The 13,808-nt window shown below is 65.3% G+C and carries 13 protein-coding genes; 4 read left to right on the forward strand and 9 right to left on the reverse strand.

Annotation, left to right across the window (positions count from 1 at the left end):
- Positions 1 to 771: a methyltransferase domain-containing protein gene (locus BLS55_RS01890; protein WP_092152668.1), complete on the forward strand. Its 771-nt coding sequence runs from the start codon at positions 1 to 3 to the stop codon at positions 769 to 771.
- 174 nt (positions 772 to 945) lie between these two features.
- Here BLS55_RS01890 and BLS55_RS01895 read toward each other — a convergent pair whose 3' ends face one another.
- The 3 genes from BLS55_RS01895 to BLS55_RS01905 all read right to left on the reverse strand — a co-directional run bounded on the left by BLS55_RS01895 (position 946) and on the right by BLS55_RS01905 (position 3,322).
- Complete coding sequence (locus tag BLS55_RS01895) at positions 946 to 1,449, reverse strand: cob(I)yrinic acid a,c-diamide adenosyltransferase (protein ID WP_092152669.1); 504 nt, start codon at positions 1,447 to 1,449, stop codon at positions 946 to 948.
- Positions 1,446 to 2,450: an AmmeMemoRadiSam system radical SAM enzyme gene (amrS, locus tag BLS55_RS01900; RefSeq protein ID WP_092152670.1), complete on the reverse strand. Its 1,005-nt coding sequence runs from the start codon at positions 2,448 to 2,450 to the stop codon at positions 1,446 to 1,448. The genes BLS55_RS01895 and amrS overlap by 4 nt, the downstream gene beginning before the upstream one ends.
- Before the next feature lie 221 nt (positions 2,451 to 2,671).
- Positions 2,672 to 3,322 carry a hypothetical protein gene (locus tag BLS55_RS01905; protein WP_092152671.1) on the reverse strand — a complete coding sequence of 217 codons (651 nt, stop codon included), beginning with the start codon at positions 3,320 to 3,322 and terminating at the stop codon, positions 2,672 to 2,674.
- A 141-nt stretch (positions 3,323 to 3,463) separates the two neighbouring features.
- On the opposite strand from BLS55_RS01905, the gene purM reads away from it, so the two are divergent.
- Complete coding sequence (gene purM / locus BLS55_RS01910) at positions 3,464 to 4,516, forward strand: phosphoribosylformylglycinamidine cyclo-ligase (RefSeq protein WP_092152672.1); 1,053 nt, start codon at positions 3,464 to 3,466, stop codon at positions 4,514 to 4,516.
- A gap of 259 nt (positions 4,517 to 4,775) precedes the next feature.
- On the opposite strand, the gene hflX is transcribed toward purM, so the two are convergent.
- A complete protein-coding gene (hflX, locus tag BLS55_RS01915; RefSeq protein ID WP_092152673.1) occupies positions 4,776 to 6,425 on the reverse strand; it encodes a GTPase HflX in 1,650 nt (549 codons plus the stop codon).
- A gap of 75 nt (positions 6,426 to 6,500) precedes the next feature.
- Complete coding sequence (locus BLS55_RS01920) at positions 6,501 to 7,091, reverse strand: IMP cyclohydrolase (protein ID WP_092152674.1); 591 nt, start codon at positions 7,089 to 7,091, stop codon at positions 6,501 to 6,503.
- A gap of 108 nt (positions 7,092 to 7,199) precedes the next feature.
- Here BLS55_RS01920 and BLS55_RS01925 point away from each other — a divergent pair, with 108 nt between their 5' ends.
- Positions 7,200 to 8,006 (forward strand): exodeoxyribonuclease III, encoded by an 807-nt coding sequence (locus BLS55_RS01925; protein ID WP_092152675.1) that lies wholly within the window; start codon positions 7,200 to 7,202, stop codon positions 8,004 to 8,006.
- A 95-nt stretch (positions 8,007 to 8,101) separates the two neighbouring features.
- On the opposite strand, the gene BLS55_RS01930 is transcribed toward BLS55_RS01925, so the two are convergent.
- Complete coding sequence (locus BLS55_RS01930) at positions 8,102 to 8,404, reverse strand: pseudouridine synthase (protein ID WP_092152676.1); 303 nt, start codon at positions 8,402 to 8,404, stop codon at positions 8,102 to 8,104.
- A gap of 174 nt (positions 8,405 to 8,578) precedes the next feature.
- Positions 8,579 to 9,673: an efflux RND transporter periplasmic adaptor subunit gene (locus BLS55_RS01935; RefSeq protein WP_092152677.1), complete on the reverse strand. Its 1,095-nt coding sequence runs from the start codon at positions 9,671 to 9,673 to the stop codon at positions 8,579 to 8,581.
- A gap of 398 nt (positions 9,674 to 10,071) precedes the next feature.
- Between BLS55_RS01935 and speA the strand changes: the two genes are divergently transcribed.
- The gene (gene speA / locus BLS55_RS01940) at positions 10,072 to 11,988 is read left to right on the forward strand and encodes a biosynthetic arginine decarboxylase (protein ID WP_092152678.1); all 1,917 of its coding nucleotides are present in this window, start codon (positions 10,072 to 10,074) and stop codon (positions 11,986 to 11,988) included.
- 179 nt (positions 11,989 to 12,167) lie between these two features.
- On the opposite strand, the gene gap is transcribed toward speA, so the two are convergent.
- Positions 12,168 to 13,184 (reverse strand): type I glyceraldehyde-3-phosphate dehydrogenase, encoded by a 1,017-nt coding sequence (gene gap / locus BLS55_RS01945; RefSeq protein WP_092152679.1) that lies wholly within the window; start codon positions 13,182 to 13,184, stop codon positions 12,168 to 12,170.
- Positions 13,185 to 13,246: 62 nt separating this feature from the next.
- Complete coding sequence (locus BLS55_RS01950) at positions 13,247 to 13,801, reverse strand: GAF domain-containing protein (RefSeq protein ID WP_092152680.1); 555 nt, start codon at positions 13,799 to 13,801, stop codon at positions 13,247 to 13,249.
- Between the last annotated feature and the right edge of the window lie 7 nt (positions 13,802 to 13,808).

A 13,808-nucleotide genomic window follows, 5' to 3' on the forward strand; every position in this document is an offset into this window, starting at 1 on the left:
GTGCGGCGTTTTTATCAGGAAAGCTGGCAAGGCATACCCTTTACCACCTTCTCCCATATTTCCTTTTTTCACCTGGCGGAACCCAAGTTCTACGCGGTGTTTTATGAGGAGCTGTTCCGCCGGTACAAGGGCTGGGACGATCTGCCCGCCCAATGGCGGGCGAACAAGCGCAAGGACGCGCGCTGGCTGGTGGGCCAGCTGCGCGCCAAGCTGGCGCAGGAGCCAGCGGGCCGCAGCGAGCCCGTGCGCGTGCTCTCCATCGGCAGCGGCGTGGGGTATATGGAAAACGTGCTGCTGGAGGAAATGCCGGAGCTGGAGCTGCACGTCAACGAGCCCAGCACCGTGAGCATGCGCTGGCTCAGGCGGCGCGTGCCCAACGAGCGCATCTACATCGGCCTGCCGCCAGCCTGTCTGCCCGCGGACGTGCAGTACGACATGATCTACCTTTCTACCGTGGATTACGGCATCCCCACGCGGGAGTTTGCCCACCTGCTGGGCGAGCTGCGCGCCCAGCTTGCGCCCGGCGGGGAGATCATCCTGCTTTCCGCCTCCCTGCTGGAAGAGGATTCGGCCATCGGCAGCTTTGTGAACGCCATCAAGATCCTTATCCGCGCGGCCCTGCATTTTCTCGGCATCCGGCGGCAGCAGTTCTGGGGCTGGCGGCGCACCCGCGCGGAATACCGCGAGCTGTTCAAGCAGGCGGGGTTCACGAAGGTGCAGGACGGCTGGCTGGAAGACGGCTTTGAAACTTACTGGATCCGGGGCAGGTAAGGTTTTTTTCGGTTCCCCGGCTTTTGTGCGGGCGCGCTCGGGTCATTTCCGGGCGCGTTTTTTTGTGTGCCGCGCGCAAGGCAGGGCAAAATCCTGACCACGCGGCCGCTACAAAATGGGCGAAGAATTCTGGGCACTACCCCAAAGTTCCCCCCTCCCCACAACACTTCCTTGCTAATACTCAATCCCGGCCGTGGCCGTGACGCCGGTGCGCCAAGGGTGTTTGATTTCGGTCATGGAGGTGACCAGATCTGCGGCTTGCACCAGCCAGTCCGGGGCGTTGCGGCCGGAGAGCACCAGGTGGCACTCGTTGGCGCGGGCGAGCGCCAGGAGCTCTTCCACTTCCTGGCGGGTCAGCACCTGGGCCTTGAGGGCGTAGAGGGCTTCGTCCAGCACCAGCAGGTCCACGGTTTTCAGTTGTGTTTTTGCCCAGTCCAGCACGCGCAGGGCGGCCTCACGGTGGGCGGGGCGGTCTTCCTCCCGCCGCAGGAAGCCCGGCCCTCCGGCCAGAAAGCGCGGCCCCAGCCATTGGGCCAGCAGGGCCTGTTCCCCGGCCTGGCCGTCGCGCTTCATAAACTGCCCGAAAGCCACGCGCAGGTTTTGGCCCAGGGCGCGCACGGCCTGGCCCACGCAGGCGCTGGTTTTGCCTTTGCCGTCGCCGGTGTAGACAAGAATCATGACCACACCCCGGCCAGCTGCGCGCCGCAGGCGGGGCAGAGCCCGCCACGGCCGTGGAGGCGCACGGCGTAGCCCGCGCGTTCCACCATGAGCGCCCCGCAGTGGGGGCAGAAGGTGTTGGCCCCTACGGCGCTGGGCGCGTTGCCGATGTAGACGTAGTTGAGCCCTGCTTCGCGGCCCAGCCGCCAGGCTTCTTCCAGGGTAGAAAGGGGGGTGGAGGGATGGTCGGCCATAAGATAAGCCCCGTGGAAGCCGGAGATGTGCCAGGGCGTGTCCGGCCCCAGCTCGTCGTGGATAAAGGCGGCCAGTTGGGCCAGCTCGCCGGGGTTGTCGTTGACGCCGGGGATGACGAGGGTGGTCACCTCCAGCCACCAGCCGAGCTCCCTGATGGTTTTGCAGGAATCCAGCACGGGCTGGAGGCGGCCGCCGCAATAGTGGCGGTAGAAGCGGTCGCTGAAGCTCTTGATGTCGATGTTGGCGGCGCAGATGCGGCGTTCCAGGGCGCGCAGGCAATCCCGCGTCATGAAGCCGTTGCTCACCAACAGGCAGCGCAGCCCACTTTCCACGGCCAGGCCTGCCGTGGCGTAGATCAGCTCGAAAAAAACCGTGGGTTCGTTGTACGTGAAGGCCATGCTGGGCGCGCTGTATTCTTTGGCCAGGGCCGCCAGGTCTTCGGGCATGACGCGCTTGCCGGGGATGCGGCCGTGGGCGGGCAGCTGGGAGATGCCGTCATTCTGGCAGAAGCGGCAGGCAAAGTTGCAGCCCGCGCTGCCCACGGAAAAGGTGCGCGTGCCCGGCAAAAAATGGTAGAGGGGCTTTTTCTCCACCGGGTCCATGCTGACGGAGGTGACCACATCGCCCACCAGGGTATGCATGGCGCCGTCCACATTGACCCGTACGCCGCAACGGCCTTTTTCGCCCGGTTTGAGGCGACAGGCCTGGGCGCAGAGGCGACAGGCCACGGAATTGTCCGGCCGGGCTTCCCAAAGCAATGCCTGCATAGAGCCTCCTGAGGTTGCGGATGCGCGCGGCGGCGTCCGCCGTCCCGGCCGTTACGGCCTTGCAACGTTGCAAGGCCTTAGCGGCTGCGTGAGCAGGCGCGCGCCGCGCAGGCGTAAGCGCACTATCTTTGCGCTGGCAAGCGCCGGAACGAACGAGCCGCAACCCTTGAGACGGCCTGTTCTCAAAGGGAATCTGCCCTAAAAGTGCGCCTGCGGCCCGCCTACTGTCCGCCCCGGCCGGATGCGGAACCCATCCCGTTCCAGCCTTGGCCGCTGCCCCCGTTGCCCGACCCATAGGGCCTGTCCGGGTAGACCTGCGGCGCGATGAACAGCAGGCCGGGGTTCTGCGTCTGCGGCTTCTGGCGGGGCGGCACGACGGAGGTGATGACGTCCCCGGTCTGCGGATCCCGCCACTGGAGCGCCTGGCCCGGATCCGAAAAGTTGTTCCCCTGCAGATCCGCCGTGCCCTGGGTGCGGGCGCTGTTTTCCGGCGGAGCCGGCAGCCCTGCGGGGGGGAGGACGGCCTGCCCCGCGTTGGCTGCCTGCGGCATACTCTGCGGCGCAGTGCCTGGTGAAAAACCTGGCGGCAACGCGGTCTGCCGGTCGGCGGGCAGGAGGCCGCCCGCTGCGGGGCCTGCGGCCGTATTGTCTGGAGCGGGCAGCGCGGCAGGGGGCTGTGCGCCGTGCACGGTTGTGCTTACGGGGGCGCGGTATTCCTGCCCTCCACCTTCCGCGGCGGCGGGCGACCAAGGCGGCAGCGTCCCGGTCAGGACAAAAACGGTCAGAACAACCCCCAAAGCCGAGCCGATCAGGGGCAGACCGGGGCTGCCGCGCCGGGGCGGGGGGCTGGATTGGGATATGCGCAGGGGCATGGGCGTACTCCTGTCTTCCAGGTCAGGATAGCAGTCCGGAGCGCGGCGGTCCACGAAAAAAGCGGGGTGCGGCCGCCCAAAAAGACGCTTGGGGTTTGCGCTGAAATCTGCTATGGTTGCCCAAGAAGTAAGGAGGAACGGATGTCCAGCGAACGCGCAAAAGCCTATGCCCAGGCGGGCGTCAACATTGAGGCGGGCAATGCCCTGGTCTCGCGCATCAAGGATTTGGTGCAGGGCACCCATACCCGGGGCGTCATCTCGGACATAGGCGGGTTCGGCGGGCTGTTCCGTCCTGATCTCACCGGCATGGCCGAGCCGGTGCTGGTGGCCTCCACGGACGGGGTGGGCACCAAGCTCAAGCTGGCCTTTGCCTGCAACAAGCACGATACCGTGGGCATCGATCTGGTGGCCATGAGCGTCAACGACATTCTGGTGCAGGGGGCGACGCCCCTGTTCTTTCTGGATTATTTTGCCACGGGCAAGCTGGACGTGGATACGGCCCAGACCGTGGTGGGCGGCGTGGCCGAGGGCTGCCGCCGGGCGGGCTGCGCCCTGCTGGGCGGTGAAACCGCCGAAATGCCGGATATGTACGGCCCCGGCGAATACGACCTGGCGGGCTTTTGCGTGGGCCTTGTGGACAACGCCCGGCTTATTGACGGCTCCAGCATCCAGGTGGGCGATAAGATTGTGGGCATAGCCTCTTCGGGCCTGCATTCCAACGGCTATTCCCTGGTGCGCAAGATTCTGGCCCAGAGCGGCCTTGGCCCGGACGACGCCCTGCCCGGCGCCGGGGCCAGCGTGCGCGAGGTGCTGCTTACCCCCACCACCATCTATGTGGAGGTGGTGCGCTCCCTTATGCGCGACCTTAACATCAAGGGCATGGCCCACATTACGGGTGGGGGCTTTTACGACAACATCCCCCGCGTGCTGCCCGGCCAGGTGGAGGCCCGCATCCACTTCGGCAGCTGGCAGATGCCCCCGGTCTTCCACTGGCTCAACGAAGCCGGTCACCTTTCCTGGCCGGAAATATTGCAGATTTTTAATGCAGGCATTGGCTATGTGCTGGTGCTGCCCGCCGACCAGGCCGAAGAGGCCGTGGGGCGGATCCGCGCCTTTGAGATGGGGGCCTGGTGTCTGGGCGAGATCGCCCGGCGCAGCGCGCCCGACAGCGAGCAGGTGGTGGTGGCCTTTTAGGGCATTGCAACTTTGAAATGCCCTGGCGCTGCGTGAACAGACGCCCGTTGTTGCGGTGTAAGCGCAAGTTGTTTGCGCTGTTAAGCGCCGAAACGAGCGTGCCGTAAATTTTGAGAATACATATTCTCAAAGTTAATCTACCCTAGGCGCGGGCCTGAAGCGCGGATTGTTGCGGATCAACGCACAGCGGACGTCGAGGCGGCCGCTGTGCGTTTTTTGTGCGGGAAAAGGGCGGGGGAAACCGGCTTCGGGCGTCTGTTCAGGCCTGCGGCGCGTTGGTCTGCGGCAGCACCAGGGCGTGGGCCGGATGCAGCAGGCGCAGCTCCAGGGCCTCCAGCAGGGCGGGGAGGCCCTCGCCGCTGCGGGCCGAAACGGGCAGGGCGTGGGGCAGGGCGTCGGCCAGTTGCGCCCGGGCCGGGGCGGCGAGCTGGTCCCACTTGTTGAGCAGCAAAAGGCGCGGCACGCGGCCCAGCTCCATCTGGTCCAGGGTCTCCTCCACGGCGGCGATCTGCTGCAGCAGGTCTGGGTGGGCGGCGTCGGCCACATGCAAAAGCAGATCGGCGGCTTCCAGCTCCTCCAGGGTGGCCTGGAAGGCCTCCACCAGCTCTTTGGGCAGATTGCGGATAAAGCCCACGGTGTCGGCCAGCACCAGCTCCCGCGCGGCGGGGAAGCGCAGTCGGCGGGTGGTGGGGTCCAGGGTGGCGAAGAGCTTGTTTTCCGCCAGCACGTCCGAGCGGGTCAGGGTGTTGAGCAGGGTGGATTTGCCCGCATTGGTGTAGCCCACCAGGGCGGCCACGGGCAGCCCCTGGCGCGAACGCCGGGCGCGGGTGAAGGAGCGCTGTTGGCGCAGCTGGTCCAGGGCGGCGCGGATGCGGGCCATGCGCTCGCGGATTTTGCGGCGGTCCGTTTCCAGCTTGGTTTCGCCGGGGCCGCGCCCGCCGATGCCGCCCATGAGCCTGTCCATGGCGCGGTTTTTGCCCACCAGCCGGGGCTGAGTGTAGCGCAGCTGCGCCAGCTCCACCTGCAGTTTGCCTGCGCGGGTCACGGCGTGCTGGGCGAAAATATCCAGAATAAGCTGGGTGCGGTCCATGACTTTGCGTTCGGTGATGTCCGCCAGGTTGTGCAATTGCGTCGGGGCCAGCTCGCCGTCAAAGACCAGCATGTCCGCCCGGCCTTGCAGGGCCAGCACCTCCAGCTCCGCCACCTTGCCCTTGCCCAGAATGAGGCGCGGATTAACCTGGGCCACGCGCTGCACCATGCGCCCGGCCACGGTAAGCCCGGCGGTGTCGGCCAGGGCCGCCAGCTCGTCCAGGTTACGCTCCTGCAGCAGTCGGGGCTGGGGCGATACGGAAACCAGCAGGGCGCGGGGCGCGTCGGCCGCCTCCCGGCCTGCGGCGGCCACGCGGGAGAGCTCGTCCTCCAGGGCCTGGGCCGTGGCGGCAAAGTCCGCCGCGGTGCGCGTCCAGGCCTGGGGCGCGCCCAGGTGGTAGGGCTGTCCTTCCACGGCGCGGGGCAGCAGGTGGGCCGCCTGCCACTGCACAGGCTCCCCGGCGGGGTTGACGCTGAGGGCGATGATGGCGTCCAGCCGCAGGAAGAGCAGATCCATAAGATCTTCCTGGCTGAGGCCTTCGGGGGTCAGGTGGGTGTGCAGCAGGCGCAGGCCGCGCAGGCGCTCCTGCCCGCTGCGGCCGCGCGAGAGCTGGGGGATGAGGATGCTCCCGGCCTCGCCCACCAGCACGTTCTGCACGCGGCCCTTGCGGTCGATAAGCAGGCCCAGTTGCCGCCCCAGAGCGCGGGAGAGCAGGGCCAGCTCCCGGGCCTGTTCCGGCGTGTAGACTTCCGCGGCGGGGAAGCGGCGGTTGAACAGCCGGTTGAGCGCGGCAAGCTGGCTGGGCTTGAGGCCCTGCACGTTGCCTTCTGGCTTGGGAATGGGAGGCTCCTTGGGGATGGGCCTGCGGGGAAGGGGCGGCCGCAGCCGCCGCCCTTACGGCCGCAGATAAGAAGTGATGAGCGCGTCGTAGCGGGAGGTGGCCTCAAAAGCGCGGGAGGCCATAATCTGCCGAAATTCCAGGCCCACGTTCATGTCGTTGTTGCGCATTTCTTCCATGGCGGCGGGGTACCACTGGGGCGAGGGCAGCACCAGGACGCTGTGGAAGTTTTTGGCCGCAGCGCGCAGCATGCAGGGGCCGCCGATGTCGATTTCCTCCACGGCGTCCTCCAGGGAGAGGTTGCGCTCCACCGCGCCCGCAAAATCGTAGAGGTTGACGCAGACCAGATCAAAGGGGCGGATGCCTTTTTCCACCAGGGTCTGCATGTGCGCGGGGTCGTCCTTGCTGGCCAGGATGCCGGCGTGGATTTTGGGGTGCAGGGTTTTGACGCGGCCGCCCAGAATCTCCGGGAAACCGGTGACGGTGCTGACGGCCGTGACGGGCAGGCCCGCGGCCTCCAGGGCTTTTTGCGTGCCGCCGGTGGAAACCAGCTCCACACCCCTGGAGGTGAGGAAGGCGGCCAGATCCGCCAGGCCGCTTTTGTCCGTGACGCTCAGAATGGCGCGACGAATGGGCAGACTTTCCATAACCACTCCTTTTCCTTTCCCCCTATAGCGCAGAACCGTGCAGGAAGCAATGGATGCGCCCCTTGCCCGCCGCCGCCCGCGCGGCTATGCTGTACAGCGGAGGATCGTATGCTGCTCAAACTCGTATCGTGGAATGTAAACGGCCTGCGGGCCGTGGCCGGCAAGGAGGCCTGGGACTGGTTCCGCCGCACGGACGCCCAGGTGGTGGCCCTGCAGGAAACCAAGGCCCATCCGGATCAGCTGGACGAGGATCTGCGCCGGCCTGAGGGCTGGGAAGCGCACTGGGCCTCCAGCACGGTGAAAAAGGGCTATTCCGGGGTGGCCGTGTTCAGCCGCCTTGCGCCCGTTCATGTGAGCGTGGAGCTGCCCCAGCCCGAATTTCAGGGCGAAGGCCGCCTGCTGCACCTGGAGTTTCCGCACTTCCATTTTTTCAACGGTTATTTTCCCAACGGCGGAGCCGAAGAGCTGGACGAAAACGGCAGGCCCACGGGGCGCTTCAAGCGGCTGCCGTACAAGATGGGATTTTTTGACGCTTTTTTCACCTATGCCGAGGCCTGCCGCAAGAGCAAGCCCATTGTGGTCTGCGGGGATTTCAACATCGCCCATAAGGCCGTGGACCTGGCCCGGCCCAAGCAGAACGTCAAGTGCACGGGTTTTTTGCCTGAAGAGCGCGCCGTGCTGGATCGCTTTACGGCCATGGGCTATGTGGACACCTTTCGCCAGGTGCACGGCGACGAGCCGGGGCACTATTCCTGGTGGTCCTACAAAAGCCGCGCGCGGGAAAAGAACGTCGGCTGGCGCATCGACTATTTCTTTGTTTCGCAGGAGCTTGTCCCGGCCGTGCGCGACGCCTGGATTGAGGATACGGTCTACGGTTCGGACCATTGCCCCGTGGGCCTGAGCCTGGAAGTGTAGCCCGAAAAAGCCGCCCGGCCTGACTATACCGGCCCCGCCGTTGGGGGCCAGCTGCGTCGGGGCGCGCCAGGGCCGCCCTTTGCGGGCCGGCGGCCTTACTCCAGCAGGTCCAGCAGTCGGGCCACGCGCTGGGCGTTGAGGCCGGAGTGGACTTCGGCCAGCTCCCGGCTGTGTTCCTGGGCCTGGGATTCCACCTGGGCCAGAGCGGCGCGCAGTTCTTCGTTGTTGAGCGTGTGCGGGGTTTCCGGCGTGGCGGGCTCCAGGGCCGGGGCGGCGGCGTTTGCCCCGCTGCCCACGGGCTCGGCCCGGTTTACGGGCAGCATGGCGTTGACCCGCTCCTGAAAGGTGGGGAAGAGCGGCCCCAGGTCGTTGTTGCGGACGCGAAATTGCAGTTCCATACGGACGCTCCTTGCGGCTGGTCTGGCGATGGATCAGGCGGCAAAACCGGCCGCCATGACAGGACGCCCACAAGACAGCAATATTCGTGCCTGACGTTTTTTTGCCGCTATGCCGCGCGCAACTGCCGTGGAAATCACGTCCCCCTTTTCCCCCACAACGCTTCTTCTTAACAACTACTCTTCCACCACCCGCACGGGCAGGCCGGGGGCCAGGCGCACCTGCCCCTCCACCACCACGGCTTCGCCCTCGCGCAGGTCGCCTTCCACCACGGTGGCGTCGCGGTATTCAAAGAGGGGCGTGACCTTGCGGTAGGCGGCGCGTTGCTGCGCGTCCGCCACATAGACATAGGGGCCTTCGCGGCCGGACTGCACGGCGCGGGTGGGCAGGCTCAGGGCGTTGCGGGCCGTGCCCAGGGGCAGTTCCACCTGGACAAACTGGCCGGGCCAGAGGCGGCGGTCCGCGTTGGCAAAGGTGGCCCGCAGGCGGATGGTGCCCGTGCGCGCGTCCACGCTGTTTTCCACCAGGGTCAGGGCGCCGGTGGCCGGTTCGCCGCCCGTGGGCGTGGCCGTGACGGGCGTGGGCCCCTTGGCCATGCGCTCCAGGATGGCGGGAAGGTGGGCCTCCGGTACGGAAAAAAGCACATAGCAGGGGGCAAGGGTATTGATGACCACAACGGGCGTGGCCTCCGTGGATTTGACCATATTGCCCTTATCCACCTGCAGGCTGCCGGCGCGGCCGCTGATGGGGGCGGTCACCGTGCAGTAGTCAAGCTCCAGGGCCGCGCTTTCCGCGGCGGCTTTGTCCGCCTGCACCGTGGCGCGCAGGGCTGCGGCGTCTGTGGCGGTTTTTTCGTAGGCCTCGCGGCTCACATAGCCTTCACCCACCAGCTTGCCGTAGCGGCGCATATCGTCCAGGGCCTTGGCCAGCTGGGCTTCGGATTTGGCGAGCTGGGCGCGCTTTTCCCGCAGGGCCGCGGCAAAGGGCCGGGGATCGATGGTGATGAGGGCCGCCCCTTCCCGCACGTCCTGCCCTTCGGTGAAGTGGACTTCAAGAATTTCGCCCGTGACCCTGGGGCGGACCTCCACGCTGGCCGAGGCGCGCACGTTGCCCACGGCCTGAAGCAGGCGCGGCACGTCCCCGCGCGTCACGGCCGCCACCCGCACCGGAGCCGGCGGCGGGCCGGAGGTTTTGGCGTCGTCGCCACAGCCCCCCAGCAACGGCGGCAGAAGGAGCGCGAGGCAAAGACAGGAGCGGAGCAGGTTGGTCATGGGATCTCCCCGGCGCACGGCATTTCAAGGTTCAAATGCCGCAGCGGCTGCGTGAGCAGGCGCCCGCCGTGCAGGCGTAAGCGCAATTTATTTGCGCTGTTAAGCGCCGAAATAAGCGTGCCGTAACCTTTGAGAATATGCATTCTCAAAGGTAATCTGCTCTGAAGAGCGGGCGCGGGTGTTTTGGGGGTTTCCCTGGGGGGCGCCGTTCTGCTAAAAGTGAAGCAAGGGCCCTTCGGCGTCAAGGGGCGGGCCGCGCCGGAAGGGGCCGCCGGGGCCGCGCCCCGCAAGGCCCGCGGCGCTTTCGCCGCCGGTTCGTATTGACTTTGGGCGCGGGACCGGCATAATGGCGCCTCTTTTTACGAAGCCCGCGCGGCCCGCGCGGCAAGGAGCAGGCATTGGCAAAGAACCGCGCGTTGCAGCAGTGGCGGGTGGAAGACTCCATAGAGCTTTACGGCATCCGCAACTGGGGAGCAGGCTATTTTGACGTTTCCGAGGCGGGCGAGGTGGTCGTCTGCCCGCAGGGCCCGCAGGGGCCGCAGGTCTCCATTCCGGAAATCATCGCCGGGCTGCGCGAGCGCGGCTATGACATGCCGGTTTTGCTGCGGGTGGAGAACATCCTGGATTCGCGCATCAGCAATATCCACGAATCCTTCCGCAAGGCTATCAAAAATCTCAACTACACGGGTTCGTACCGGGGCGTGTTTCCCATCAAGGTCAACCAGCAGCAGCAGGTGGTGGAAAAGATCGCCCAGTTCGGTCCTTCCTATCACCATGGGCTGGAGGTGGGCTCCAAGGCCGAGCTCATTGCCGCGGTTTCCCTCATGCGCGACCGCGAGGCCTGCATTGTCTGCAACGGCTATAAGGACGAGGAATTCATCGACCTGGGCCTGCAGGCCCGGCGGCTGGGCTTCAACGTCTTTTTTGTGCTGGAAATGCCCGGCGAGCTGGGCTTGCTGCTGGAGCGCAGCAAGGCCCTGGGCGTGCGCCCCAATATCGGCGTGCGGGCCAAGCTGGCCGTGAAGGCCGGCGGGCACTGGACAGATTCAGGCGGGGAGCGCTCCACCTTCGGCCTTTCCCCGGCCCAGGTGGTGGACGTGGTGGATACCCTTAAGGCCCACCAGATGCTGGATTGCTTCAAACTGCTGCACTACCACCTGGGTTCGCAGGTCTCCAACATCCGCGACATCCGCACGGGCGTCATGGAGGGCGCGCGCCTTTATGTGGGCCTGGTGCAGGAGGGCGCGCCCATGGGCTATCTGGACCTGGGCGGCGGCCTGGCCGTGGACTACGACGGCTCCCACACCAACTACATTTCGTCCCGCAACTATACCCTGGACGAATACTGCACCGACGTGGTGGAAGCCATTATGAGCATTCTGGACGAGGAGAACGTCCCCCACCCCCACATCATCACGGAATCGGGCCGCGCCACCGTGGCCTACTACTCCGTACTGCTGTTCAACGTCCTGGACGTGAGCATGGTGGAGGAAGTGCAGCTGCCTGAGGAACTGCCCGAAGGCACGCCCGAACCCGTGCTTAACCTGCGCGAAACCCTGAACAGCATTACCCTGCGCAACCTGCAGGAATGCTACAACGACGCCATCTACTACCGCGACGAGATGCGGCAGCTTTTTTCCACCGGCCGGGTCAACCTGCGCCAGCGCACCCTGGCGGAGCGCTTTTTCTGGGCCATCATCCTGCGCATCGCGCAGGAAAAAACCCGCCTCAAAACCGTGCCCCGCGACCTAGCGGACATCGACGTGAGCCTGGCCGACATTTACTACGGCAACTTCAGCGTGTTCCAGTCCCTGCCGGATTCCTGGGCCATCGACCAGCTCTTCCCGGTCATGCCCGTGCACCGGCTGAAGGAATTTCCTTCCCGCCAGGGCATCATTTCAGACATCACCTGCGATTCGGACGGCCGCATTGACCACTTCATCGACCCGCAGGGCATGAAGCCCACCCTGGACCTGCACCCTCTGCGCGAGGGCGAGGAATACTACCTGGGCGTCTTTCTGGTGGGCGCGTACCAGGAAACCCTGGGCGACCTGCACAACCTTATGGGCGACACCAACGTGGTTTCCATCCGCGTGGCCGAGGACGGCAGCTACGAATATGTGCGCGAAATCCGCGGCGATTCCGTGGCGGATATCCTGAGCTATGTGGAATACGACCCCCGCCGTATTCTGGAAGACCTGCGCAGCACAGCGGAGCTGGCCGTGCGCCAGGGGCGCATTTCCCCCAGCGAGCGGTTTTCCATCATGCAGGCGTTTGAAGACGGGTTGCGGGGGTATACCTATTTTGAACGCTAGCATCCATTAATTTATATCCTGAGCGGCGAGGCGCGCGTCTTTTGTCCCCCGGCGGCGTCAGAAAGCGCTTCCGCGGCGGGTCTGTACCATAAGAGTACTATCCCCGCCCGCGAAAGCGCTTTTTCCTTGCCGGGAGGCAAAATCCGCAGCGCCTCGCCGCTCAGGGCATGGCCTTCTTGCTACAGGCCCTTGTCGGCCATCAGACAAATCAGGTCGCAGACCCGGTTGGAATAGCCCCATTCATTGTCGTACCAGGCCACGGCCTTAACCAGATGCCCTTCCTGCACGGTGGTGTAGGCCGATTCCAGGATGGAGGAAGCCGGGTTGCCCTTGAAATCCATGGAAACCAAGGGTTTTTCATTGTATTCCAGAATGCCTTTGAGGTCGGTTTCCGAGGCCTGACGCAGGGCGGCCAGCAGGGTTTCCGTGTCCGTTTCCTTTTCCAGAATGCCGGAGAAATCCACCACGGAGACCGTGGGCGTGGGCACGCGCAGGGAATAGCCGCTGAACTTGCCCTTGAGCTCCGGGATGACCTTGGCCACGGCCTGGGCCGCGCCCGTGGAGGTGGGGATGATGCTGCAGGCGGCGGCGCGGGCCCGGCGCAGGTCCTTGTGGGCCATGTCCAGAATGCGCTGGTCGTTGGTGTAGGAGTGGATGGTCACCATATTGCCCAGCCTGATGCCGAACTGACGCTGCAGCACCAGGGCCATGGGGGCCAGGCAGTTGGTGGTGCAGGAGGCGTTGGACACGATGTGGTGTTTTTCCGGATCGTACTGCTCGTGATTCACGCCCATGACGATGGTGATGTCTTCTTCCTTGGCCGGGGCGGTAATGATGACTTTTTTGGCCCCGTTGTCGCGGTGTACGGAGGCCTGGGAAGCCTTGCGGAAAATGCCGGTGCTTTCCACCACCACGTCCACGTCGTAGTCGCGCCAGGTGAGCTGGCGGGGGTCGCGTTCGGCAAAGCAGTGGATATTCCAGGCGCCCACGCGCACGTCCGCGCCGTTGATGGCCACGTCCAGGTGCGCGCGGCCGTAGACGGAATCGTATTCCAGCAGGTGGAAATTGGTTTCCGCGTCGAAGAGGTCGTTGATGGCCGTCACTTCCGCCCGGTCGGCGTAGGATTGGTGCAGGGCGCGGAACACCTGCCTGCCGATGCGGCCAAAGCCGTTGATGCCCACTTTGATTTTGCGCATTGTTGTCTCCTCACAATCTGCGGAGCAAAATTCGGGTACTGCCGTCGCCCAAGCTGCGGCGGCTAATCTTCATAGAGCGAGTAGGCGTGCTTGGCCATGAGATCGTAGTTGTTGCGCAGGGCCTCGTGCAGCCGGGCGTTTTCAATGGCCAGGGCGGAGATGGCGGCTACGGCTTCCATGAAGGTCTGCTCGTCCGGGCTGAATTCCCGCTCCACGTCGGAATAGACGCGGATAAGGCCGATGGCTTTGCCGTCCGCCATGAGCGGCGCGGAAAGCACGGAGACCAGGCCCTCGGCCTTGGCCGACTGCGGGTACTGGAAGCGGCCGTCGGCGGTGGCGTCCTTGAGGTGGATGGTTTTGCCGGCCAACACTTCGCCGTCCAGGCCGCTGCGCTTTACCTCCACCGGGCCCTTGCGCATGTAGGTGGCCGAAAGCCCGTAGGCGGCGCTGGGCAGCAGAAAGCGCCCGGTGCTGTCCAGCAGGCGGATGGTGCTGGCCTTGCAGCCCATGGTGTGGGCCGTCTGCTCCGTAATTTTGTGCAGCACTTCGCCGGGCTCCAGACTGGAGTTGATGACCAGCGCCACGTCTCTGAGCGCGCGAAAATAATCCTGTGCCATAAAAACC

The sequence above is a fragment of the Desulfovibrio legallii genome, assembly GCF_900102485.1.
Lineage (GTDB): Bacteria > Desulfobacterota > Desulfovibrionia > Desulfovibrionales > Desulfovibrionaceae > Desulfovibrio > Desulfovibrio legallii_A.